Source organism: Actinomadura sp. 3N508 (genome assembly GCF_044326375.1).
Lineage (GTDB): Bacteria > Actinomycetota > Actinomycetes > Streptosporangiales > Streptosporangiaceae > Spirillospora.
This window is the reverse complement of the sequence record NZ_JBIRAX010000005.1, coordinates 543,551-567,198: the sequence shown is the minus strand read 5'-3', so window position 1 is coordinate 567,198 and position 23,648 is coordinate 543,551. Positions and strand designations below refer to the sequence as shown.

At 73.3% G+C, this 23,648-nt stretch carries 18 protein-coding genes; 10 read left to right on the top strand and 8 right to left on the bottom strand.

Features of this window, described 5'->3' with window-relative positions:
- Nucleotides 1–60: 60 nt before the first annotated feature.
- Genes ACH34S_RS21350 through ACH34S_RS21330 form a run of 5 tightly spaced genes read right to left on the bottom strand, consistent with a single transcriptional unit; the run spans nt 61 to nt 5,673 of the window.
- A complete protein-coding gene (locus ACH34S_RS21350) occupies nt 61–972 on the bottom strand; it encodes a universal stress protein (RefSeq protein ID WP_395954450.1) in 912 nt (303 codons plus the stop codon).
- Nucleotides 969–2,429, bottom strand: coding sequence for an amino acid permease (locus tag ACH34S_RS21345; protein ID WP_395954449.1), 1,461 nt, complete (start codon nt 2,427–2,429; stop codon nt 969–971). Before ACH34S_RS21345 ends, ACH34S_RS21350 begins: the two co-directional genes overlap by 4 nt.
- Entirely contained in the window at nt 2,426–3,361 is a 936-nt protein-coding gene (gene arcC, locus ACH34S_RS21340; RefSeq protein ID WP_395954448.1) for a carbamate kinase, read from the bottom strand. Before arcC ends, ACH34S_RS21345 begins: the two co-directional genes overlap by 4 nt.
- Nucleotides 3,362–3,402: 41 nt before the next feature.
- A complete protein-coding gene (argF, locus tag ACH34S_RS21335) occupies nt 3,403–4,404 on the bottom strand; it encodes an ornithine carbamoyltransferase (RefSeq protein ID WP_395954447.1) in 1,002 nt (333 codons plus the stop codon).
- 24 nt (nt 4,405–4,428) lie between these two features.
- Nucleotides 4,429–5,673 carry an arginine deiminase gene (locus ACH34S_RS21330; RefSeq protein WP_395954446.1) on the bottom strand — a complete coding sequence of 415 codons (1,245 nt, stop codon included), beginning with the start codon at nt 5,671–5,673 and terminating at the stop codon, nt 4,429–4,431.
- Between the two features lie 334 nt (nt 5,674–6,007).
- Between ACH34S_RS21330 and ACH34S_RS21325 the strand changes: the two genes are divergently transcribed.
- From ACH34S_RS21325 to polX, 5 genes are all read left to right on the top strand, one after another.
- Entirely contained in the window at nt 6,008–6,946 is a 939-nt protein-coding gene (locus tag ACH34S_RS21325; RefSeq protein ID WP_395954445.1) for an ABC transporter ATP-binding protein, read from the top strand.
- 2 nt (nt 6,947–6,948) lie between these two features.
- Entirely contained in the window at nt 6,949–7,707 is a 759-nt protein-coding gene (locus ACH34S_RS21320; RefSeq protein WP_395954551.1) for an ABC transporter permease, read from the top strand.
- Nucleotides 7,708–7,710: 3 nt separating this feature from the next.
- Nucleotides 7,711–8,649, top strand: coding sequence for an EamA family transporter (locus tag ACH34S_RS21315; RefSeq protein ID WP_395954444.1), 939 nt, complete (start codon nt 7,711–7,713; stop codon nt 8,647–8,649).
- 119 nt (nt 8,650–8,768) lie between these two features.
- Entirely contained in the window at nt 8,769–9,605 is an 837-nt protein-coding gene (gene prcB / locus ACH34S_RS21310) for a proteasome subunit beta (RefSeq protein ID WP_395954443.1), read from the top strand.
- 49 nt (nt 9,606–9,654) lie between these two features.
- Nucleotides 9,655–11,382, top strand: a complete 1,728-nt coding sequence (gene polX / locus ACH34S_RS21305; RefSeq protein ID WP_395954442.1) for a DNA polymerase/3'-5' exonuclease PolX — start codon at nt 9,655–9,657, stop codon at nt 11,380–11,382.
- On the opposite strand, the gene ACH34S_RS21300 is transcribed toward polX, so the two are convergent.
- The 3 genes from ACH34S_RS21300 to ACH34S_RS21290 form a co-directional block, all read right to left on the bottom strand.
- Nucleotides 11,370–12,365 (bottom strand): heme A synthase, encoded by a 996-nt coding sequence (locus tag ACH34S_RS21300; protein WP_395954441.1) that lies wholly within the window; start codon nt 12,363–12,365, stop codon nt 11,370–11,372. The genes polX and ACH34S_RS21300 overlap by 13 nt on opposite strands.
- A 48-nt stretch (nt 12,366–12,413) precedes the next feature.
- Nucleotides 12,414–13,658, bottom strand: coding sequence for a PrsW family intramembrane metalloprotease (locus ACH34S_RS21295; protein ID WP_395954440.1), 1,245 nt, complete (start codon nt 13,656–13,658; stop codon nt 12,414–12,416).
- 72 nt (nt 13,659–13,730) lie between these two features.
- Entirely contained in the window at nt 13,731–14,744 is a 1,014-nt protein-coding gene (locus tag ACH34S_RS21290; protein WP_395954439.1) for a heme o synthase, read from the bottom strand.
- Between the two features lie 488 nt (nt 14,745–15,232).
- Here ACH34S_RS21290 and tkt point away from each other — a divergent pair, with 488 nt between their 5' ends.
- From tkt to ACH34S_RS21265, 5 genes are all read left to right on the top strand, one after another.
- Nucleotides 15,233–17,284 carry a transketolase gene (gene tkt / locus ACH34S_RS21285; protein WP_395954550.1) on the top strand — a complete coding sequence of 684 codons (2,052 nt, stop codon included), beginning with the start codon at nt 15,233–15,235 and terminating at the stop codon, nt 17,282–17,284.
- Between the two features lie 86 nt (nt 17,285–17,370).
- The gene (tal, locus tag ACH34S_RS21280) at nt 17,371–18,486 is read left to right on the top strand and encodes a transaldolase (RefSeq protein ID WP_395954438.1); all 1,116 of its coding nucleotides are present in this window, start codon (nt 17,371–17,373) and stop codon (nt 18,484–18,486) included.
- A complete protein-coding gene (locus ACH34S_RS21275) occupies nt 18,483–20,150 on the top strand; it encodes a glucose-6-phosphate isomerase (RefSeq protein ID WP_395954437.1) in 1,668 nt (555 codons plus the stop codon). The genes tal and ACH34S_RS21275 overlap by 4 nt, the downstream gene beginning before the upstream one ends.
- 146 nt (nt 20,151–20,296) lie before the next feature.
- The gene (locus ACH34S_RS21270) at nt 20,297–21,982 is read left to right on the top strand and encodes a phosphoheptose isomerase (protein WP_395954436.1); all 1,686 of its coding nucleotides are present in this window, start codon (nt 20,297–20,299) and stop codon (nt 21,980–21,982) included.
- Nucleotides 21,979–23,616 carry a glucose-6-phosphate isomerase gene (locus ACH34S_RS21265; RefSeq protein WP_395954435.1) on the top strand — a complete coding sequence of 546 codons (1,638 nt, stop codon included), beginning with the start codon at nt 21,979–21,981 and terminating at the stop codon, nt 23,614–23,616. Before ACH34S_RS21270 ends, ACH34S_RS21265 begins: the two co-directional genes overlap by 4 nt.
- Nucleotides 23,617–23,648: the final 32 nt, after the last annotated feature.

The window sequence follows — 23,648 nt, the reverse complement described above, 5'->3', positions numbered from 1 at the left end:
TAATTACTTCCCCGCAAACACCGGTTTCCCGATGTCGTGCCTCACGCAGGTAAGCCTTACCTAATCTGCGGGTCCGCGACCGGAGCCGGGGGCGGCGCCGCGCGGCATGAGGAGCACCGGGCAGGACGCGGCGCGGACGATCTTGCGGGCGCCCTCCCCGAGGAAGACCTTGCGCAGCGGCCCGCCATGGCTGGACAGGCAGGCCAGCACCTCGCCCGGCAGCATATCGACGGAGCCGAGGGTCTTGGCGACGCCCGTGCCGACGGCGGTCAGCCGCTCCACGGGCGAGCCGCCGCCGAAGCGCGCGGCGGCGTCGCGCAGATCGTCGTCGGCCTGGGCCGCCTGGCGGTCCAGGACGCCGCCGCTGTCGGTGAACTTCGCCGCGATGCCGGGCGGGCGCAGCACGAGCGTGAGGAGCCGCATCGGCACCTCCAGCGCGGCGGCGATCTCGGCGGCGGCGGCCAGCGGGCCGTCGGCGTCCCGCTGGCGCCAGTACGCGACGGTCATCCGCTCGAACCGGCCCGGCGGGTCGTCGGCGTAGCCGCGCGGGGCGAGCAGGACGGGGACGGGCGAGCCGTGCAGGAGCTGGTCGGCGGTGCTGCCGATGGCGATGCGGCCGCGCCGCCCGCGCGGCGCCGAGCCGATCACGATCAGGTCGGCGCCGACCGCCCTGGCGACCTCGATGAGCCCGCGCCCGCTGCCCCGGTGGGAGTGGACGCGCAGCGTGACGTCCGACTCCGGGACGTCCGAGGCGGCGAGGATCTCGGCGGCCTCGGTGAGGGCGGCCTGCGACTCGCCCTGGAGGTAGGCGACCCATTCGGCGTCGACGGAGCCCGGGCCGCGCGCGGGCCACGGCGGCGGATGGACGTTGGCTACCACCAGCCGCGCATCCGCCGCCCGGACGACCAGCGCCGCCAGCGCGAGCGCGTCGGTGCCGCGGTCGTCGGAGGAGTAGCCGGCCAGGATCCTCATGGCGTGCCCCTTCCCGCGGGTCCGTCCGCCAGTCGCGAGTGGCGGCGGCCGTACAGGAAGTACGCGGCCAGGCCGATGAGGCTCCACAGCAGGAACACCAGCCACGTCACCCCGCCCAGGCCGACCATGAGGTAGACGCAGAACCCGACGCCGAGGAGCGGGGTCAGCGGGTAGAACGGGGTCCGGAAGCTGCGCGGCAGGTCGGGGCGGGTGCGGCGCAGGACGATGACCCCCAGGCTGACCAGCGCGAACGCGAACAGGGTGCCGATGCTGGTGGCGTCCACGAGGCGGCCGAGGGGGATCGCGGCGGCGAGGATCGAGATGAACGCCGCCACGATCAGGGTGTTGGCGACCGGGACGCGGCGCCCGGGGCTGACCTTCTGGAACACGGGCGGGACGAGCCCGTCGCGCGACATCGCGAACAGGATGCGGGTCTGCCCGTACATGACGGTGAGCACGACGCTCGCGATGGCGATCACCGCGCCGAGCGAGAGGATCATCGACGGCCAGGTCTCGCCGGTCGCCTCGTCCAGCACCGCCGCCAGCGACGCCTCGGAGCCGCTGATGTCGAACCGCTCCCAGTGCATGGCGCCGACCGCGGCCAGGCCGACCAGCACGTAGATCGTGGTCACGATGACCAGCGACAGGATGATCGCGAGCGGCAGGTCGCGGCGCGGGTTCTTGGCCTCCTCGCCCGCGGTGGAGGCGGCGTCGAAGCCGATGTAGGAGAAGAACACCTTGGACCCGGCCGCGCTGATCCCGGCGAAGCCCATCGGCGCGAACGAGCTCAGGTTCCCCGAGTCGAACGCGGTGAACGCGACCGCGCAGAAGAACAGCAGCACGCCGATCTTCAGGAACACCATGATCGTGTTGGCGGTGGCGCTCTCGGACGTCCCGCGCAGCAGCAGGAACGTCGCGAGCATCACCACGACGACGGCGGGGAGGTTGACGATCCCGCCCTCGCCGGGCGGCCCGGCCACCTCCTCCGGGATCGTGAACCCGGCGGCGTCGTCGAAGAACGCGCTGAGGTAGGAGCCCCAGCCGACCGCGACGGCCGACACCGACACGGCGTACTCCAGCAGCAGGCACCAGCCGCACACCCACGCGACCAGTTCCCCGAGCGTGGCGTAGGAGTAGGAGTAGGACGAGCCGGAGACGGGGATCGTCCCGGCCAGCTCGGCGTAGGAGAGCGCCGAGAACAGCGCGGTGACGGCGGCGAGGACGAACGACAGCACGACCGCGGGCCCGGCCAGCGGCACCGCCTCGCCGAGGACGACGAAGATCCCGGTGCCGAGCGTCGCGCCGACGCTGAAGAGGGTGAGCTGGAGGAGGCTCATCGTCCGCTTCAGCTCGCCGCCCTCGCCCTGCCCGCCCTCGGCGACGATCCGGTCGACGGGCTTGGTCCGCAGCAGGCTCCGCGCGAACGAGACCGGCGCGGTCTCCGTGCCGGTCTTCACAGCGTGCTCGCCAGCGGCCAGGTCGCGTTGGGGGTGACGATCGTCCCGGCATCGCCGTCGAGGATCCGCACGCACTCGTCGAGCCGCCCGATCGCGGCCATGTCCCCGGTGCGTTCGACGAAGCTCGCCACCGCCTCGACCTTCGGGCCCATCGACCCGGCGGGGAAGTCCTCGGCGCGCAGCTCGTGGGGGGTGGTGTGGACGATCTCCTCCTGCTCGGGGGTGCCGTAGTGGCGCATGACGCGCGGCACGTCGGTGAGGATGAGCAGGGCGTCGGCGTCCATGCTCTCGGCCAGGACGGACGCGGTCAGATCCTTGTCGATCACCGCCTCGGCGCCCTCCAGCCGCCCGACGTCGTTGCGGAACACCGGGATGCCGCCGCCGCCCGCGCAGACCACGACCGTCCCGAGCCGGACCAGCTCCCTGATCAGCCGGGTCTCGATCACCCGCTGCGGGCGCGGGGACGGCACGACGCGGCGCCAGCCGTCGCCGTCCTGGCGGACCGTCCAGCCGTACTCGGCGGCGAGCTTCTCCGCCTCGTCGCGGTCGTAGACCTGGCCGACGAACTTGGTCGGGTTCTCGAACGCCGGGTCCACCGCCGACACCAGCGTCTGGTTGATCATCGCCATGACCTGGCGGCCGGGCAGCGCGTTCTGCAGCGCCTGCAGCATCCAGTAGCCGATCATGCCCTGCGTCTCGGCGCCGATCGTGTCGAGCGGGTAGGGGCGGGTCAGGTTCGGGTCGTTGACGCTCTCCAGCGCCAGCACCCCGACCTGCGGCCCGTTCCCGTGCGTGACGATCAGCTCGTGCCGCTCGGCGAGCGGCGCCAGCGCCCGCACGGCCCGGTCGACGTTGCGGCGCTGCAACCCGGCGTCCGGTGTCTCACCGCGCTTGACCAGCGCGTTCCCTCCGAGCGCGACGACCACGCGCATCGTGTCCCTCCCCCTCGTCTCCGGCCCGCGCCCCCGGCGCCTCAGCCGAGCGTCGCGACCATGACCGCCTTGATGGTGTGCATCCGGTTCTCCGCCTCGTCGAACACGATCGAGGCGGCGGACTCGAACACGTCCTCGGTGACCTCCAGGCCCTCCATGCCGGTCTTTCGGTAGAGCTCCTCGCCCACGGCGGTCTCCCGGTTGTGGAGGGCGGGGAGGCAGTGCATGAACTTCGCGTCCGGGTTGCCGGTCGCCCGCATGACCTCGGCGTTGACCTGGTATGGGCGCAGCAGCGCGATGCGCTCGTCCCACTTCTCGGCGGGCTCGCCCATCGACACCCACACGTCGGTGATCACGAAGTCGGCTCCGCGCACGCCCTCCTGGACGTCCTCGGTGAGGGTGATCTCCGCGCCGGTGGTGGCGGCGACCGCCCTGGACGGCTTGACGACCGTCTCCTCGTCCGGCCAGAGCGCGCGCGGCGCGACGATCCGGACGTTCATCCCCAGCAGCGCACCGGCCGCGACGTACGAGTGGCCCATGTTGTTGCGGGCGTCGCCCAGATAGGCGTACGTGACGTCCCGCAGAGGCTTGTGGGTGTGCTCGCGCATGGTGAGCATGTCGGCGAGCATCTGCGTCGGGTGCCAATCGTCGGTCAGGCCGTTCCACACCGGGACGCCCGCGTACTCGGCCAGTTCCTCGACGAGTTTCTGGCTGGAACCCCGGTATTCGATGCCGTCGAACATCCGTCCGAGGACGCGCGCGGTGTCCTTCATCGACTCCTTGTGCCCGATCTGGGTGCCGCTCGGGTCGAGGTAGGTCACGTGGGCGCCCTGGTCGTGCGCGGCGACCTCGAAGGCGCAGCGGGTCCTGGTGGAGGTCTTCTCGAAGATCAGCGCGATGTTCCTGCCGGTCAGCGCCGGGTTCTCCGCCCTGCTGTACTTGGCGGCCTTCAGCTGGGCGGCGAGGTCGAGCAGGAACCCGAACTCGCCGGGCGTGCAGTCGAGCTCCTTGAGGAGGCTGCGCCCGCGAAGGTTGAACCCCATGACTCTCCTTGCCGGTCGTGGGCGTCAGGCGTCCCGCTCGATCGGGCAGGACATGCAGCGCGGGCCGCCGCGCCCGCGGCCGAGCTCGCTGCCGCGGATCGTGATGACCTCGATCCCGTTGCGGCGCAGATGGTTGATGCCCGTCGCGTTGCGCTCGTAGGCGACGACGACGCCGGGCGACACGGCCAGGACGTTTGAGCCGTCGTCCCACTGCTCGCGCTCGGCGGCGAACACGTCCTGCGTCGGGACGAGGACCTTGATCGCGTCCAGGCCGAGGGCCGCCGCGATCGCCCGGTCCATGTCCTCCGGCGGATGGTCGGTGATCTTGAGTTCCTTCTCGGTGTCACCGGGCTCGATGGTGTGCGACGGCAGCATCCCCATCCCCGCGTACTTGGTGAACACGCCGTGGTCCACCATGGTCATCACGGTGTCGAGGTGCATGAACGCCCGCTTCTGCGGCATCCGCAGCGCGACGATCCGCCCGCACGAACCGGCGGCGAACAGCGACTGGGCGAGCATCTCGACGGCCTGCGGCTGCGTCCGCTCGCTCATCCCGACCAGGACGGCTCCGTTCCCGATGACCAGGACGTCGCCGCCCTCCAGCGTCGCCGGGGCCATCTCCATGCCCTTGTTCCAGACGTGGAAGCCGCCCTCGGTGCCGGGCCTGCCGTAGCCGTCGGCGAACAGCGGATGCCACCGGTAGACGGCCTCCATGTTCACCGTCTCCCGCATCCGCGCCTTCTTGCGCATCGTGTTGATCGACACGCCGTCGTAGATCCAGCAGGACGTGTCGCGGGTGAACAGGTGGTTGGGCAGCGGCGGCAGGATGAACCCGTCCAGCGGGATGGAGTGGAACGCGATCGACGCGGGCTCGGGCATCCGCTCCAGCATCTCCCGCTTGGTGATCCCGCCGACGAGGAACGCGCTCAGCTCGGCGGCGTCCATGGCGTCGAAGCAGTTGCGGATCGCGTCGACGGCGAGCGGCCCGAACCAGTGCGGGTCGACGACGGCGTCGAGGATGTGCACGCGGGCCTCGGGGTTCTCGATCGTCTCGCGCAGCAGGTCGAGGACGAGGTAGGTCCGGACGCCCTGCGCGTGCAGCACGTCCTCGAACTCCTCGTGCTCCTCCACGGCGCGCTTGACCCACAGCACGTCGTCGAACAGCAGGTCGGCGGCGTTGGACGGGGTGAGCCGCTTCAGCGACAGCTCGGGCCGGTGCAGCAGCACCCCCCGCAGCCGTCCGACCTCCGAGTCGACATGGAACCCCATCCCCACCTCCTCGGGACCCGGCGCCGATGACGAGCCCCAGCCGCCGGTCCCAGGCCCCCGCCCCGGCGACAGGCGGTCAATTCCCCGCCGCACGTGGCGGAAACTAGATCCGTCTCCACGCCGACACCAGCCGTCACCGCAACCACGCGACAACCTCGAACGTCGCGATCGCGACCGAAGGCGGTCTCGAGCGGAGTGAGAAACTGATCGCGCAGCGAGCCGCCAGGCGAGACGGAGCGATGCAGCGATCGCACGCGGAGCCCGACGATGGAGACCCGCCAGGGCCGAAGGAGGAGGGCACCGCCATGAATACAGCCGACCTAAACTCGTGGGCATGACACCCCCCGGAGACGGCGCCGTCGAGCTGCACATGCTCGTGAAGCGCTATGGCCCGGCCGGCGGCGCGCCGCCCGCCGTGGACGGCCTGTCGCTCACCGCCGCCCGGGGCGCGGTCACCTCGCTGCTCGGCCCGAACGGCGCGGGCAAGACCACCACGATCGAGATCTGCGAGGGGTTCCGGCGGGCCGACTCGGGAACGGCCCGCGTCCTCGGCCTCGATCCGGTCGCCGACGCGCGGGCGCTGAAGCCGCGGGTCGGGGTGATGCCGCAGTCGGGCGGGGTGCCCGGAACGGCCCGCGCGGGCGAGTTCCTGCGGCTCGCCGCCTCGTTCCACGCCGCGCCGCTGGACGCGTCCGCGCTGCTGGAGCGGCTCGGGCTCGCCGGGCACGCCCGCGCGCAGGTCCGCCGCATGTCGGGCGGCCAGCAGCAGCGGCTGTCGCTGGCCGTCGCCGTCGTCGGGCGCCCGGAGCTGGTCTTCCTCGACGAGCCCACCACCGGCCTCGACCCGCAGGCCCGGCACGCCACCTGGACGCTGATCGAGGAGCTCCGCGCCGCCGGGGTCTCTGTCGTCCTCACCACGCACAACATGGAGGAGGCCGAGCGCCTCTCCGACCACGTCGTCATCGTCGACCACGGCAAGGTCGTCGCCGAGGGCGCCCCCGAGGAGCTGACCGGCGCGGAGCGGCAGCTGCGCTTCCGCGCCCGGCCCGGCCTCGGGCTGGAGGAGCTGCTGTCGGCGCTGCCCGCCGGTAGCGCCGCCAAGGAGTCGCCCGCCGGGCACTACCTGATCGAGGCGGACGTGAACCCCGAGCTGCTCGCCACCGTCACCGCCTGGTGCGCCTCCCACGGTGTCATGACCGAAGACCTGCGGATCGAGCGCCGCACCCTGGAGGACGTCTTCCTCGAACTGACCGGACGGGAGCTCCGCTCGTGACCATGGATCTGTCCCCCGCGCCCGGCGCCGCGCCGCTGCCGCGGATGATCCTCTCCCAGACCGGGTTCGAGGTGCGCGCGGTGCTGCGCAACGGCGAGCAGCTGCTGCTGACGCTGATCATCCCGGTGGTGCTGCTGGTGCTGTTCAGCGCCACGTCCCTCCTCGACCTCGGGCCCGGCCGCCGGATCGACTTCCTCGCGCCGGGCGTGCTCGCGCTCGCGGTGATGTCGACGGCGTTCACCGGGCAGGCGATCGGGACGGGCTTCGAGCGCCGCTACGGCGTCCTGAAGCGGCTCGGCGCGACGCCGCTGCCGCGCGGCGGGCTCATCGCCGCCAAGACCCTCGCCGTGCTCGCCGTCGAGGCGGTGCAGGCCGCCGTGATCTGCGCGGTGGCGCTGGCGCTCGGCTGGCACCCGGCCGGCGACCCCGGCTCGGTGATCGTCCTGCTGCTGCTCGGGACGGCCGCGTTCAGCGGCTTCGGGCTCCTCATGGCCGGGACGCTGCGCGCCGAGGCCACCCTCGCCGCCGCCAACCTCGTCTACATCCTGCTCCTGGCCGCCGGCGGCGTGATCTTCCCGCTGGACGACTTCCCCAGCGGCGTGCAGAGCGCGCTGGAGCTGCTGCCGATCTCGGCGCTGGCCGAGGGCCTGCGGGAGGTCCTCCAGGACGGTACCGCCCTCCCCGCCACCCCCCTCCTCGTCCTCGCGGTGTGGGCCGCGGCGGGCCTCGTCCTGGCCGCAAGGTTCTTCAAATGGGAGTAGCGGATGGCACTCGCTGAGGCGCCCGGGTCGTTCGGCGGGGCGACGCGGGCGGCCGGGCGCGGCCGCATGCTGTCGCTCGGGTCGGTGCCGCCGCCCGCGCTGATCCTGCTCGGCATCATCTCGCTGCAGGTCGGGGCCGGGATGGCCAAGCACCTGTTCGACCGGCTGCCGCCGAGCGCGGTGGTGACGATCCGGTTGCTGACCTCCGCGATCGTGCTGGGCATCCTGACCCGCAAGGCGCTGCGGACGATCCTGCGCGACCACTCCCGCTCCAGCCTCGCCATCGCCGCGTGCTTCGGGCTAGCGCTGGCGCTGATGAACTTCTCGATCTACCAGTCGTTCGCGCGGATCCCGCTGGGCGTGGCCGTGACGATCGAGTTCCTCGGGCCGCTGGCGGTGTCGATCGTCGCGTCCCGGCGTCCCAGGGACGCGCTGTGGGTCGTGCTGGCCGGGGCGGGCGTGGTCCTGCTAGCCAGGGGCGGCGCCGCCGACCTCGATCCGGTCGGGGTCGCGTTCGCGCTGCTCGCCGGGGCGTGCTGGGCCGCCTACATCCTGCTGACCGCCGCCACCGGGCAGCGGTTCCCCGGCTCCAGCGGGCTGGCGTTCGCCAGCGTCATCGGGTCGATCGCGATCCTGCCGCTGGGCGTCGCGTCCGGCGGGTCGGCCCTGCTCGACCCGTGGCTGCTGCTGATCGGCCTCGGTGTCGGGCTGCTGTCGTCGGTGATCCCGTACTCGCTGGAGCTGGAGGCGCTGCGGCGGATGCCCGCCCGCGTCTTCGGGATCCTGATGAGCCTGGAGCCCGCCGTGGCCGCGCTGGTCGGGATGGCGCTGCTCGGCGAGATCCTCACCGGGCGCCAGTGGATCGCGATCTGCTGCGTCATAGTCGCCTGCGCGGGTGCCACCCGCAGCCAGAAAGACCCGCCGGAAGCGCCCGAAGCCTGAGCGCAGCGAACCGGGGGGCGTGGGGGGTCGTCCCCCCACAAGGCAAAGGCGTAAGTGGCGGGGGGCTGTGGCAGCGTGGAAGGATCGGATCAAGGATCGTCCAGCGGAGAGGAGCCGCCGTGATCGGCCGGACCGAGGACCAGGGGATCCCGCCCGAGTTCTTCGAGGCGGGGTCGGCGTCGTTCGTCGACTTCCTGCGCGTCCACTCCCCCGACCTGCTGCCCGTCAACCGGGTGCCGGACGGGGACGTCCCCGAGCTGCCGCACGGCACCACGGTCCTCGCGCTGACGTTCCCGGGCGGGGTCATGATGGCGGGCGACCGGCGCGCCACCCAGGGCAACCGCATCGCCTACCGCCGCCTCGACAAGGTGCAGCGCGGCGACGAGTACTCCGCCGTCGCGTTCGCCGGGACGGTCGGGCTCGCGCTGGAGATGGTCCGGCTGTTCCAGGTGGAGCTGGAACACTACGAGAAGATGGAGACCGTCCCGCTGTCGCTCCCGGGCAAGGCCCGCCGCCTCGGCGCCGTCATCCAGGCCAACCTCGCCCAGGCGCTCCAGGGCCTCGCGGTCGTCCCGCTGTTCACCGGCTACGACCCCGACACCGGCGAGGGCCGGATCTACACCTACGACATCACCGGCGCCCCGCAGGAGGCCCGCGAGTTCCACGCCGACGGCTCCGGCTCCCCCTACGCGCTCGGCTCGCTGAAGAAGCTCTACCGGAACGATCTGTCGCTGGAGGACGCGGCGACCGTGTGCGTCCAGGCCCTGTACGACGCGGCCGACGACGACACCGCCACCGGCGGCCCTGACATGACGCGGCGCATCTACCCGACGATCGCGGTCGTCACCGAGGACGGGTTCAGGCTGCTGCCGGAGGAGCAGGTCTCCGCGATCGCCGAAGAGGTCCTGCGCGCCCGGATGGACGACCCGAACGGCCCCGTCGCACCGCTGCGCTGAGGCCCCGTCCGATCAGGGAACGTCCGACCCGGCTTCTAGACTCGAAGGCATGGCACGGGCGAACGACGAGGCTGCGGCCCTCATCCAGGAACTGGCCGACCTGCTGTCCATCACCGGCGGCGACGCGTTCAAGATCAGGGCGTACGAGAAGGCGGCGCGGGCGATCGCCGGCCATCCCAACGACATCTCCGGCCTCGACCTGGCCGGGCTCCGCAAGATCCCTACCGTGGGCGAGGCGATCGCGAAGAAGGTCCTCGACTACAACGAGACCGGCACGATCCGGCAGGTCGAGGAGCTGCGCACGCAGATCCCCGCCGGGGTCAGGGCGCTGACCGCCATCCCCACGCTCGGCCCGAAGAAGGCGCTCGCCGTGTACGAGGAGCTCGGCATCTCCTCGGTCGACGAGCTGGCCGCCGCGATCAAGGAGGGGCGGCTGAAGGGCCTGAAGGGCTTCGGCGCGAAGACGGAGGAGAACATCCTCCGCGGCATCGAGCTGATGCGAAGTGCCGGTGAGCGCGTCCTGGTCGACGCCGCCGCGAGCATCGCGGACGAGGTCGTCGCGGCCCTGTCCGGGCTGCCGCAGGTGGAGCGCTGCGAGCACGCCGGGTCGCTGCGCCGGATGCGGGAGACGATCGGCGACGTGGACGTCCTCGCCGCGTCCCGCGACCCGCACCCGATCATGGAGGCGTTCACGGCGCTGCCGTTCGTCGCGGAGGTCATCGCGAGCGGCGACAAGAAGACCTCGATCCGCACCGCCAAGGGGCTGCAGGTCGACCTGCGGGTCGTCCCGCCGGAGTCGTGGGGCGCCGCGCTGCAGTACTTCACCGGGTCGCAGGCGCACAACATCCGCACCCGCGAGATCGCCGTGAAGGCGGGCCTCAAGCTGTCGGAGTACGGGCTGTTCGACGCCGAGTCGGACGAGCTGATCGTGTCGGAGACGGAGGAGGAGGTCTACGAGCGGCTCGGCCTGCCGTGGGTGCATCCGACGCTCCGGGAGGACACCGGCGAGATCGAGGCCGCCCTCGCCGGGGAGCTGCCCCGGCTCGTCACCGTCGGCGACCTGCGCGGCGACCTGCACAGCCACACCGACCTGACCGACGGCGTCGCCTCCCTGGAGGACATGGTCGCCGCCGCGCACGCCCGCGGCCTGGAGTACTACGCGATCACCGACCACGCGCCCGACCTGGTGATGCAGCGGATGACCGACGAGAAGATGCTCGCCCAGCGCGGCCAGGTCGCCGAGCTGCAGAAGCGGTACCGCGACCTGACGCTCCTGCACGGCACCGAGCTCAACATCGACCCGGACGGCGGCGTCGACTGGGACGCCGACTTCCTGTCCGCCTTCGACGTGTGCGTGGCGTCCGTCCACTCCCATTTCACGCAGGACCAGGCGGCGATGACGCGCCGTCTCGTCCGCGCGTGCGAGAACCCGCACGTCCACGTCATCGGGCATCCGACCGCCCGGAGCATCGGCCGCCGCCCGCCGGTCGACGCCGACTGGGACGAGGTGTTCCGCGCCGCGGCCCGCACCGGCACCGCGATGGAGATCGACTCCTTCCCCGACCGGCTCGACCTGCCCGCCGACCTGGTCCGCCGCGCGAAACGGCTCGGCGTGAAGTTCTCCGTCGACACCGACGCGCACTCCCTCGGCCACCACCGCAACATCCGCTACGGGGTCGGCACCGCGCAGCGCGGCTGGCTGACGCCCGACGACGTCATCAACACCTGGCCGCTGGAGAGGCTCCGCGAGTTCCTGCGGAAGGGTCAGGCGGGCTGAGCCTCGGCCACCGGGGCGGGAGCCGCCGCCGGTTCGGCCGCCGCGGGGTCGGGCCCGCGGTCCCGGAGCGCGAAGCACAGCCGGAACGCCGCGAGCCACATCAGCACCGAGCCGAGCATGTGCAGCAGCACCAGGCCCTCCGGGACGCCCAGGAAGTATTGGACGTAGCCGACGACGCCCTGCGCGACGATGAGCCCGGCGAGCTCGTGCCCGCGGCGGCGCGCCGCGGCGGGAGCCCCGGTGCGGTGCAGCACGATCACCATGAGCACCACCAGGGCGGTGGTGACCCACGCGAGGACGCTGTGGATGCGGGCGACGTCGGTGATGTCGAAGCCGTAGCGGCGGGCGTCGGCGTCGCCCGCGTGCGGGCCGGTGCCGGTGACGACGGTGCCCGCGACCATGACGGCGGCGCAGGACACCAGCAGCGCGGTGGCGAGACGGCGCGTCCGGGGCCCGGCGAGCGGGCGGGGCGGCCCGTCGCCCTCGCCGGACCGGATCCACAGGGTCACGCAGAAGACGAGCAGCGCGGGCGACACCAGGAAGTGCAGCGACACGGCCGCCGGGTGCAGTTCGGTCAGGACGACGATCCCGCCGATCAGCGCCTGCGCGAACACGCTCATCGGCTGTGCCAGCGCCCACCACACCAGGCGCTCGCGGCGCGGGCGCAGCCGCAGCGCCGCGACGAACACCAGCGCGCCGACGGCCAGCACCACGAAGGTGATCATCCGGTTGCCGAACTCGATCGACATGTTGAGCACGTGGTGCTCGGGGTTGTGCGTCGGGACGAGGCTGTCGCCGGAGCAGCGCGGCCAGTCGGGGCAGCCGAGCCCGGACTTGGTGACCCGGACGGCGCCGCCGCTGACGACGATGGCCACGTTGCCGATGACGCCGAGCAGCGCGAGCAGCCGCAGCGACCCGGGTGTCGGACGCCACACGGCGTCCCAGGCCCGGTTCAGGAGATTGGAGGAGGGTCGCTCTGCCACGGCACCAATCGTATGGGCGGACGCCCGTGCCCCTGATCCGCCCCCCGGTCAGGTCCTGTAGGGGCCGGGCGGCGGGCCGGGCGGGCCCGGCGGCGGCCCGGGCGGCGGCTGCGTGAATCCGGACGGCCCCTGGCCCGCCCACGGCGGGCCCGCCGCCCCGAAGCGCGGCGGCGTCCGCAGGAACGCCTGCCTGGCCAGCGACATCAGGCCGAGCAGCGAGTCGCGGCGGGCGACGAACCAGCGCTGGTCGGCGACGCCCCGGTCGGCGCGCTTGTGCAGCAGCGCCAGCTCCGTCGCCGCGAGCTGGTAGTCGGTCATCGCGCGGGCCGCGGTCTTGCCGCCGACCTTGCGGGCCCAGCGGCGCGCGACGCGGCGGGCGGGCATGGAGCGCAGCATCCGCACGTCCTGCGGGGTGACCAGGCCCGTCCCCGCGTACATCGGCAGGTACGCCTCGATCCGGCGGACCGTCCCCCGGCGCTCCACGAACACGATGACGATCAGCGCTACGAGGACGCAGAAGTCCAGCGCGTAGACGACGCCGAGGCCGCCGAGCCCCAGCGACGCGCCGCCGTTCCACAGCCCGTGCAGGATCATCGCGCCGAGCAGGCCCGCGACCGGCGCGACGAACTGGCCCCGCCGGTGCGTGGCGGCGTAGGCGACGCCGAGCCCGGTCATCGAGGTGAACAGCGGGTGGCTGAGCGGCGCGATCAGCCCGCGCAGCACGAACACCGCCGTGAGCTGCTGCGCGCCGCCCTCGTCGTAGGCGCGCATGTAGTAGGTGATGTTCTCCATCATGGCGAAGCCGAGGCCGACCATGGCGGCGTAGATGATCCCGTCCGCGAAGCCGTCGATCTCGTTGCGGCGGAACCAGAGCAGGCCGAACAGGACGGCGCCCTTCAGCGTCTCCTCGATGAGCGGCGCGCCGAACGTGGCGCTGACGAAGTGGCCCTCGGTCTCCCCGAAGATCGGGACGGTCACGTACAGCAGCCCGGCGGTGTTGAGGACGAGCGCGCCGAGCACGGCGATGCCCGCGCCCCACAGGAAGGAGAAGACGAGCGCGCGCGGCGGCTCGGGCTCAAGCCGGTCGAGGGTGAGCGCGAGCGCGATCAGCATCGGGATCGGGACGATGGCGAGGAGCACCCCCACCCAGAACCCCGCCCCGCCGAGCGCGGCGGTGAGGCCGAGCGCGATGAGGACGCACACGCCCGAGACGGTCATCCCGAGGATCATTCCGAGCGGCGGCCGGCCCGGAATCCGCCCTTCGAGCACCGCCTTGGGGTCCACATGCGTCATGTGGCGAAAGCGTAACGGCCGGTACGGGCGGACGGAGACCCGCCCGCGGCGGGCGGCGCCGCCGGGGAGCGGCTAGTACAGGATCGGGTCGACGGCCACGGCCGTGAACAGCAGCGCCAGATAGACGTTCGACAGGTGGAAGAACCGCATCGGCCGGAGGTGGACGCCGGTCACCCCGGCCCGCACCGCGCGGAGCAGCCGGTGGCCCTCTGCGAGGAACACCAGCCCGAGCACGACGGCGACGGCGCCGTAAACCGGGCCCATCCCGGCGACCGGCCACAGCAGCAGCGAGCACGCCACGGTGGCGTAGGTGTAGACGAGGCTCTCGGTGACGACGCGGCGTTCGGTCGCGACGACCGGCAGCATCGGGACCTTGGCGACCGCGTAGTCGTCGCGGTAGCGCATCGCGAGCGTCCAGGTGTGCGGCGGCGTCCAGAGGAACACGACGCCGAACAGCACGAACGGCGTCCAGGCGACGCCGCCGGTGACCGCCGCCCACCCGATGAGGACGGGCATGCACCCGGCGATGCCGCCCCACACGACGTTCTGCGACGTCCGCCGCTTGAGCAGCAGCGAGTACACGAAGACGTAGAACAGGATCGCGAACAGCGACCCGGCGGCGGCGACCGGATTGACGGCGACGAGGAACCCAGCCGTGGACAGCGCCGCGAGCCCGACCCCGAAGATCAGCGCGCGGGCGGGGGTGACCTGGTGGCGGGCCAGCGGGCGGCGCCGGGTGCGGCGCATCTTGGCGTCGATGTCGCGGTCGATGTAGCAGTTGATGGCGTTGGCGGCGCCGGCGGACATGGTGCCGAACGCCAGCGTCAGCAGCACGGTGGACAGCTCCGGGACGCCGCCGGACGCCAGGAACATCACCGGGATGGTGGTGATCAGCAGCAGCTCGATCACGCGCGGCTTCGTCAGCGCGACGTAGGCGCGCACGCTCGCGCCGAACGTCCGCCGCGCGGGCGGGGCCAGGTCGAGGGCCGGGTCTGCGGTCACCGGCACGAGCGAGGACGCAGGCGCCCCCGGCACCTGGTCGTCGAGGTCGACCTCGACTTCGCGCTTGTTACTGAGCACCGTCACAATCGGGTCCACGTCCAACTAGGGATGAGAAAGTCGCGTACCACCAAGGCGGCGCCCCCGCGATCCGGGCCGGCCTCGGCTGGATGCAACTTCCGGCTTCTTCCTGCCGCGGCCGCTGTCGTCAACCGCGCCATCACTGTAGTGCGCCCCCTCCGGGGGTCACGCACCGGGTCACCTGATCACCCTCGCCAGGGGGCCCGCGCGTGTTAGGCGCCGGTACGTCCGGGCAGGGGTGCTTGGCGATAGGCTCGCGAAGGGCGAGTCATGATCTTCGCCGGTCACGGACGGGGCGTCGCACGGGGCCGGCGGGAAGAGGCGCCGCACCGCCGGACGTTACCGCCGTTAGGGACGGGCACGCGCGGGCGGCGCACACAGCACATCCGTACACCGGTTCGAGAGGAGCCCGGCGTTCCGTGAGCAGGGCAGACAGCACGTTTGAGTGGTCCGACCAAGACCGGCGGGCGGTGGACGCGGTCCGCGCCCTGGCGATGGACGCGGTCGAGGAGGCGGGCTCCGGCCACCCGGGGACGGCGATGAGCCTCGCGCCCGCCGCCTACCTTCTCTTCCAGCGCTTCCTCCGGCACGACCCGACGGACCCGCACTGGCCCGGACGGGACAGGTTCGTGTTGTCCTGCGGCCACTCCAGCCTGACCCTCTACATCCAGCTGTACCTGTCGGGCTACCCGATGACGCTGGACGACCTGAAGGCCCTGCGCAAGTGGGGCAGCCTCACCCCCGGCCACCCGGAGTTCGGGCACACCGCGGGCGTGGAGACGACGACGGGCCCCCTCGGGCAGGGCATCGCGAACGCCGTCGGGATGGCGATGGCGGCGCGCCGCGAGCGCGGCCTGTTCGACCCGGACGCGGCGCAGGGCGAGTCGCCGTTCGACCACACGGTCTGGGCGTTCGCGTCCGACGGCGACGTCCAGGAGGGCATCAGCCACGAGGCGAGCGCGCTCGCCGCGCACCAGCGGCTCGGGAACCTGGTCCTGCTGTGGGACGACAACCGCATCTCGATCGAGGACGACACCGCGATCGCGATGTCGGAGGACGTGCGGGCCCGGTACGCCGCCTACGGGTGGGACGTCCACCAGGTCGACTGGACGGAGAACGGCGACTACGAGGAGAACGTCGCCGCGCTGGCCGCCGCGTTCGCCGCGGCGAAGGCGGAGACGTCCCGGCCGTCGTTCATCGCGCTGCGGACGATCATCGGCTGGCCCGCGCCGAACAAGAAGAACACCGGCAAGGCGCACGGTTCGGCGCTCGGCGCGGACGAGGTCGCGGCGACCAAGCGCATCCTCGGCCTGGACCCGGCGGAGAGCTTCCACGTCGCGCAGGACGTCCTGGCGCACGCCCGCGGGGTGTGCGAGCGGGGCCGCGCCGCCCACGCCGAATGGAACACGACGTTCGAGGCGTGGCGGGCGGCGAACCCGGAGCGGGCCGCCGAGTACGACCGGATCGCTGCGCGCACGCTGCCGTCCGACTGGGAGACCGCGCTGCCGGCGTTCGAGGCGGGGAAGGACATCGCGACGCGCGCCGCGTCCGGGCAGATCCTCGCCTCGCTGGCGCCGGTGCTGCCGGAGCTGTGGGGCGGCTCGGCCGACCTCGCCGACAGCAACAACACGACGATGAAGGGCGAGCCGTCGTTCATCCCCGAGGAGTTCCAGACCAAGGAGTTCCCCGGCGGCCGCTACGGCCGCACGCTGCACTTCGGCGTCCGCGAGCACGCGATGGCCGCGATCTGCAACGGCATCGCGCTGCACGGCGGCACCCGCCCCTACGGCGGCACGTTCCTGGTGTTCAGCGACTACATGCGCCCGGCGGTGCGGCTGGCGGCGCTGATGAAGCTGCCGGTCACGTTCGTGTGGACGCACGACTCGATCGGGCTCGGCGAGGACGGCCCGACGCACCAGCCCGTCGAGCACCTGTGGGCGCTGCGGGCGATCCCGGGCCTGGACGTCGTCCGTCCCGGTGACGCCAACGAGACCGCGGTGGCGTGGCGGACGATCCTCACCCACACCGACCGCCCGGCCGGTCTCGCGCTGACGCGGCAGAAGCTGCCGACGCTCGACCGGGGCGGCGCGCTGGCGTCCGCCGAGGGCACCGCGAAGGGCGGCTACGTGCTCGCCGACGCCGACGGCGGGCAGCCCGATGTGATCATCATCGCGACCGGCAGCGAGGTGCAGCTCGCGCTGGAGGCCCGCGACACGCTCCAGGCCGAGGGCACCCCGACCCGCGTCGTGTCGATGCCGTGCGTGGAGTGGTTCGAGGCGCAGACCGACGCCTACCGGCAGGAGGTCCTGCCGCCCGGCGTCCGCGCCCGCGTGTCGGTCGAGGCGGGCGTCGCGCTCGGCTGGCGCACCTTCATCGGGGACGCCGGCGAGGCGGTGAGCCTGGAGCACTTCGGCGCGTCCGCCGACTACAAGACGCTGTTCCTCCAGTTCGGCATCACCGCCGAGCGGGTCGTCGCGGCGGCGAAGGCCAGCCTGATCAGGGCGGGCGTCGGGCACGCGGGGCGCGGCGAGACCACCGGCAACTAGGGAGCCTCGATGACCGCAGCGAAGCGAGGATCTTCGGGGCTCCGCCCCGGGGGTCTGGGGGTCGCCCCCCAGAAAGGTAGGAGACGATGAGCGACATTCTGAAGGCGCTCTCGGACGAGGGCGTGTCGATCTGGCTGGACGACATCAGCCGCGACCGGCTCAAGTCGGGCAACCTGGCCGAGCTGGTCAAGGACCGCAACGTCGTCGGGGTCACGTCCAACCCGACGATCTTCGCGAAGGCGCTGAGCAAGGGCACGGCCTACGACGACCAGGTCCGCGACCTGGCGGTGCTCGGCATGGACGTCGAGGAGGCGTCCCGCGCGATCATCACCCGCGACATCCGCTGGGGCTGTGACGTGCTGCGCCCGGTGTACGACCGGACGGACGGCCTCGACGGCCGGGTGTCGATCGAGGTCGACCCGCGGCTGGCCCGCGACACCCGCGCGACGGTCGCCGAGGCGCGGGTGCTGTGGTGGCTGGTGGACCGGCCCAACCTGTTCATCAAGATCCCGGCGACGGAGGCGGGCCTGCCCGCGATCACGGCGACGCTGGCGCAGGGCATCAGCGTGAACGTGACGCTGATCTTCTCGCTGGAGCGCTACGGCAAGGTGATCGACGCGTTCTTCGCCGGGCTGGAGCAGGCCCGCGAGAACGGCCACGACCTGTCGAAGATCGCGTCGGTGGCGTCGTTCTTCGTCAGCCGGGTCGACACCGAGATCGACAAGCGGCTGAAGAAGATCGGCACGGACGCGGCGAAAGCGCTGGAGTCCAAGGCGGGCCTCGCCAACGCGCGGCTCGCGTACGCGCTGTACGAGGAGAAGTTCGGCACCGGCCGGTGGAAGGCGCTGAAGGACGCGGGGGCGCGCCCGCAGCGTCCGCTGTGGGCCTCGACCGGCGTGAAGGACCCCGACCTCGCCGACACGCTGTACGTCGACGAGCTCGTCGCGCCCGGCACGGTCAACACGATGCCGGAGGCGACGCTGGAGGCGGTCGCCGACCACGGGCAGCTGCGCGGCGACACCGTCCGCGGCTCCTACGACGACGCCCGCGCGCACATGGCGGCGCTGAAGGACGCCGGGGTCGACTACGACGACGTCGTGAAGGTGCTCGAAGAGGAGGGCGTCGAGAAGTTCGCGGCCTCCTGGAAGGAGCTGCTCGACTCCATCACCGGCGAGCTGGAAGCCAAGAGGGCCGGCGCGTGACCTCGGTGGTGACCGCCGGGGGGATCTCGGTCACCATCCGCGGCGCCGTCGTCGACGAGAGCGAGACGGTCCTGGACCGTCTCGTCTCCGACGGCGTCCCCGGCTCGCTGACGTCCGGGAACGCCAACCTGTGGGGGCCCGACGCGGCCCCGCTCGCCGCCCGCCGGCTCGGCTGGCTGGACCTGCCGGAGGCCTCGCGGTCGCTGGCGGCCCGGCTGGCCGACCCGGCGGCCGAGGCCCGCGAGGCCGGTCTCGACCGGGTCGTCCTGCTCGGCGCGGGCGGTTCCGCGCTCGCCGCCGACGCGATGTTCCGCACCGCCGGCGGCTCTGGAGAGACGGAACTGATCGTCCTGGACACGTCCGACCCGCATGAGGTGTCGGGCGTGCTATCCGGCGACCTGGCGCGGACGCTCGTCGTCGTGGCCGGTGAGAGCGCCGAGACGGAGGCGCTGCGCCGCGTCTTCGGGCGGGCGTTCTCCGAGGCCGGGCTCGGCGGCGCCGAGCTGGCCCGCCGGTTCGTGATCGTGGCCGAGGAGGGATCCGCGCTCGAACAGGCCGCCCAGGACGGGGGCCATCACCTCGTCCACGCGGAGGCCGACGTCGACGCGCGTTTCGGTGCGCTCGGCGCGCGGGGCCTCGTCGCCGCCGCGCTCGCCGGGGTGGACGTGACCGTCCTGCTGGACGAGGCGTCCCGGCTGGCGCGGGCGCTCCGGCAGCCGTACGACAACCCGGCGCTGGCGCTGGGCGCGGCGCTCGCCTCGTCGGCGCTCGGCGCCCGCGACAAGCTGGTCATCGCCGACTACGGCTCGGGCCTCGAAGGCTTCGCCGGGTGGGCCGAGCAGTTGGTCGCCGGGGCGATGGGCAAGGACGGCAAGGGCCTGCTGCCGGTCGTGGTGGAGAGCGTCGACGCGCCGGGCTTCGAGCTGTCCGACGACCTGCGCCGCGTCATCCTGGGCCGCCGCCCCGACGAGCCCGGCCCGGGCCGGGAGGCGGGTGTGAGCGTCGCCGGTCCGCTGGGCGCGCAGTTCCTGCTGTGGGAGTACGCGGTCGCGGCGGCGTGCCGGGTGATCGGCGTGGATCCGTTCGCCGAGCCCGACGTCGCCCAGTCGGTGGAGAGCACGGCGGCGCTGCTGCGCTCCGAGGAGGGCGCGGCGCCCACGGTCGTGGCGCGGCCGCCGGAGCTGGTGGCGGGCGCGGTGGAGGTCCACGCCCCCGAGGGCGTGCTGCGCGGCGCGCAGACCTTGACCGAGGCCCTCGACGCGGTTCTGGAGGACGTCCCGGACGGCGGCTACCTCGCCGCGGTCGCCTACCTTGACCGGGCCGGGGACGCGGCGGCGGCCGGGCTGCGGCCGCTGCTGGCCGCCCGGTGCGCGAAGGTGCGGCGGCGTCCGGCGCCCGTCACGTTCGGGTGGGGTCCGCGCGCCCTGCACACGGCCGGCCAGTACCACAAGGGCGGCCCGCGGAACGGCGCGTTCCTGCAGCTCACCGGGGCCGTCACGGGCGACGTCCCGGTCCCCGGCCGGCCCTACAGCCTCGGGGAGCTGCAGCTCGCCCAGGCGTTCGGGGGCCTGCGGGTCCTCCGGTCGCTCGGCCGTCCCGCCGTCCGCCTGCATCTGCGCGACCGCGCGGACGGCCTCGCCCAGCTCGCCGAGGCCCTCGCCTGACCCGGCGGACCGGCCCGGCGACCTGACCCGCCGCCCTTACTCCGGCCTGACCCGGCCACCGGTCCAGGCGCCGCCGCCAAGAAGATCGATGGAGAAGGTCGCGAATGCCCTTTCTCTCCTGAAACGATGGGGGGAGGGAGGGTGCAGTGTCCGGATTCGACGTACTGACGCGCGGCGACGTGCTGGACTCGGCGCTGCGGGCGAGGGACTACCTCGTGAGCTGCGGCGTCCCCGGCGCGCTGGCCGCGAAGGACCCGCGGCTGTGGGGCCGGCGCGCGGTCGACCACAGCCGGCTCGGCTGGCTCGACCTGCCGTTCGCCTCCCGCGGGCTGCTGAGCCAGGTGGACGGCCTGGTGTCGGAGGCGCGCTACTCGGGTCTCGACCACATCGTGCTGATCGGCGTCGGCGCGGAGAGCCTCGCCGCGCAGGCGATCATGGAGGCGCACGCGCCGCCCGGCGGCACCGGTCGGGAGGCGAACGGGACGGGCCGCCCGGCGGGCGAGCTGACCGTCCTTGACGGCAGCGACACCGCCGCGCTCGCGTTCGCGCTGGAGCGCCTCGACCGGACGCTGGTCGTGCTGGCCAGCAAGGCGGGCGTGTCGCTCGAAGGCGACGCCTACCGCAGGATCTTCGCGGCCGCGTTCCGCGAGCGGGGCCTGTCGGAGCGGGAGATCGCGAGCCGGTTCCTCGTCATCACCGACCACGGCAGCCCGCTGCACGACTTCGCCCGCCAGTGCGGCTACCGGATCGGCCTGACCGACCCGTACCTGCCGGGGCACTACGGGGCGCTGTCGGCGTACGGGCTGGTCCCGGCCGTCCTCGCGGGCGCCGACGCGGAGCGGCTGCTGGAGGAGGCGGCGTCGCTGGCGCCCTCGCTCGGCAAGGACGAGGACAACCCGGGCCTGCTGCTCGGCGCGATCCTGGGCGGCTGCGCGCAGCAGGGCCAGGGCGGCCTCGCCCGCGACAAGGTGCTGCTGCGCGAGCCCGGCGGGACGGGCGCGCTGAGCGCCTGGATCTCCCAGCTCCTCGCCGTCGGCACCGGCAAGCACGGCAAGGGCGTGCTGGCGCTGGAGGCGCTCGGCGGGCGCGGCGCGTTCCCCGACGTGCACGGCGTGTCGATCAACCCGCGGTCGGCGGCCGACGAGGAGTCCGACACCTCGGTGTGGGCGCCGCTCGGCGCGCAGTTCCTGATGTGGGAGTACGCGACGGCGGTCGCCGGGTGGCTGCTCGGCGTGAACCCGTTCGAGGCGGGCGGCACGGTCGTCCAGGAGGCCGAGGACGACGCCGCGTCGCTGCTGCGCGCGGCGGGCGACGGGCCGCTGTCCGGGGAGCGGCCGGTGTACGTCGAGGACGGCATCGAGGTGCACGCCGACTTCCCATGGCCGCCGGGCGCCGAGCTGCAGACCGTCCTCGGCGGGCTGGTCGCGTCGGTGCCGTCCGACGGTTACCTGTCGGTCATGACGTACCTGGGCGACTTCTCCGGGCGTTATCTGGCGCCGTCGCTGGCGCGCGCGTCGGGGCGTCCCGTCGCCTACGGGCCCGGGCCCGCCTACCCGCACGCCACCGGGCCGGTGCACAAGGACGGCCGCGGCAACGGCGCGTTCCTCATCATCACCGGAGACCCGGCGCCGGGCGACACGCTCGCCACGCAGCCCGTCCCCGGCCGCCCCTACAGCCTCGCGAAGCTGCAGATCGCGCGGGCGCTCGGCGAGCTGCGTGCGCTGCGCAGGCGGCGGCTCCCGGTGATCCGGCTGCATCTGCAGGACCCGGTGGACGGCGCCGGCAGGCTCACCGAGGCGGTACGGGCGGTGGCGGGAGCGCGCAGGCCGTGAGCTTCACCGGCGTCGTCTCGGGGGAGACGGCCATCACCGCCCGAGGACCGCTCCGGGCGGCCGCCGAGCGGGTGCTGGGCAGGCTCTGGATCGACGAGGTGCCCGTCCGGCTCGCCTCGGAGGACCCGACGCTGTGGCCGTCCGCCGCGACCGCCGTGGCGGAGGGCCGCGCGCTGTGCTGGCCAAGCCAGCCGGGGCCGGGACGCGCCGCCCTGGAGCGCGCGGCGGAGCTGCGCCTGCGGGCCCGCGCGGACGGGCTGACCGAGGTCGCGCTGCTCGGGCACGGCGCCCCCGCCCGCGCCGCCGAACTGATCGTCGCCGCGCACCGCCTGGCCGGGGCGGAGGCGGACGATGAGCCGCGCTCCCCCATCATGCCGCTCACCGTCCTCGACGGGCCGGAGCCCGGCCCGCTGCTGCGCCTCGCCGACGACCCGGAGCGGCTCGGCCGGACGCTGATCGTCGTGACGGGCGACGACCCCGCCTCCGACGCGCTCCGCCAGGTCCTGGAGGGAATGCTCAAGGACGTGCTGGACCTGCCGCCCGCCGAGGTCGCGCGGCGGTTCGTCACCGTCGCCGAGCCGCGCGCCGCGGCCGCCAAGCACGCCGCCGAGGCGGGCCATCCGCTGATCGAGGCGCCCGCGCCGACCCCGTTCGGCGCCCTGTCCCCCTACGCGCTGGTGCCCGCGGCCCTCGCGGGCGCCGACGTCCCGGCGCTGCTCGACGACGCCACCGCCGTCCTGCCGTCGCTCACCCGGCCGGAGAACAACCCGGGGCTCGTCCTCGGCGCGATCCTCGGCGGCGCGGTTCGCGCCGGGCGCCGCACGGCCGTGCTCGGCGGCTACCCGGCGGCGCTGCCGGGCCTCGCGCGGTGGGTCGCGTTACTGCTGGAGGAGACGGCGGGCGGGCGGCTGACGCCGGTCGTCCAGGACGGCGGCCTCCCGCTGCGGCCCGCCGACGACCTGTTCCTCGTGACGTTCGACGGCCGCCCCCGCCAGGACGACGCCACCGTCACCGGCCCGCTCGCCGCCCAGCTCGTCGTCTGGGAGTACGCGGCGGCCGTCGCGTCCTACCTGATGGAGCTGGACCCGCTCGCACCGCGGCACGGCGCGGCCACGCTCTCGCTCGACGACGGGACCGGCGCGCCGCTGCTCACCGACGGCGCCCCCGGCCGGTCCGTGGAGGTGTTCACGACCGTCCCGGAGCTGATGACCGCGCCGGACCTGCCCGCGCTGATGGACGCGCTCGCCGCCCGAGTCGGCGCCGAGGAGCATCTCGCGATCGTCGCCTACCTGGACCCGGACGAGGCGGCCGGGCAGGGCGCGCAGGTGCGCCGGCTGGCCGCGCTGCTCGCCGTCCGGTCGCGCCGCCCGGTGACCGTGGACTGGGGCGCGGGTCACCCCGCCATCTGGAATGATCACCGTGATGGTGGCGTATATCTGATGGTGACCGGGAACGTCGTCCGCGACGTGCCGGTCCCGGGACGCCACCACCGGCTCGGGATGCTGCAGCTCGCGAGGGCGCTCGGCGACGCCCGCGACGCGCGCGCCGCCGGCCGCCCGGTGGTGCGGCTGCACCTGCAGGACCGCCGGGCGGGGCTCGCCCGGCTCCTCGACTCCGCCAGAGAAGGGGACTGACCGAGCAGTGCGACCACCGACGAAGGGGACCT

Bases quoted from the DNA above. Each gene is read 5' to 3' on its own strand.
- ACH34S_RS21350 (WP_395954450.1), bottom strand. From the start codon at position 972: ATGAGGATCCTGGCCGGCTACTCCTCCGACGACCGCGGCACCGACGCG.
- arcC (WP_395954448.1), bottom strand. From the start codon at position 3,361: ATGCGCGTGGTCGTCGCGCTCGGAGGGAACGCGCTGGTCAAGCGCGGT.
- argF (WP_395954447.1), bottom strand. From the start codon at position 4,404: ATGGGGTTCAACCTTCGCGGGCGCAGCCTCCTCAAGGAGCTCGACTGC.
- ACH34S_RS21330 (WP_395954446.1), bottom strand. From the start codon at position 5,673: ATGGGGTTCCATGTCGACTCGGAGGTCGGACGGCTGCGGGGGGTGCTG.
- ACH34S_RS21325 (WP_395954445.1), top strand. From the start codon at position 6,008: ATGACACCCCCCGGAGACGGCGCCGTCGAGCTGCACATGCTCGTGAAG.
- ACH34S_RS21320 (WP_395954551.1), top strand. From the start codon at position 6,949: ATGGATCTGTCCCCCGCGCCCGGCGCCGCGCCGCTGCCGCGGATGATC.
- ACH34S_RS21315 (WP_395954444.1), top strand. From the start codon at position 7,711: ATGGCACTCGCTGAGGCGCCCGGGTCGTTCGGCGGGGCGACGCGGGCG.
- polX (WP_395954442.1), top strand. From the start codon at position 9,655: ATGGCACGGGCGAACGACGAGGCTGCGGCCCTCATCCAGGAACTGGCC.
- ACH34S_RS21295 (WP_395954440.1), bottom strand. From the start codon at position 13,658: ATGACGCATGTGGACCCCAAGGCGGTGCTCGAAGGGCGGATTCCGGGC.
- tkt (WP_395954550.1), top strand. From the start codon at position 15,233: ATGGACGCGGTCGAGGAGGCGGGCTCCGGCCACCCGGGGACGGCGATG.
- tal (WP_395954438.1), top strand. From the start codon at position 17,371: ATGAGCGACATTCTGAAGGCGCTCTCGGACGAGGGCGTGTCGATCTGG.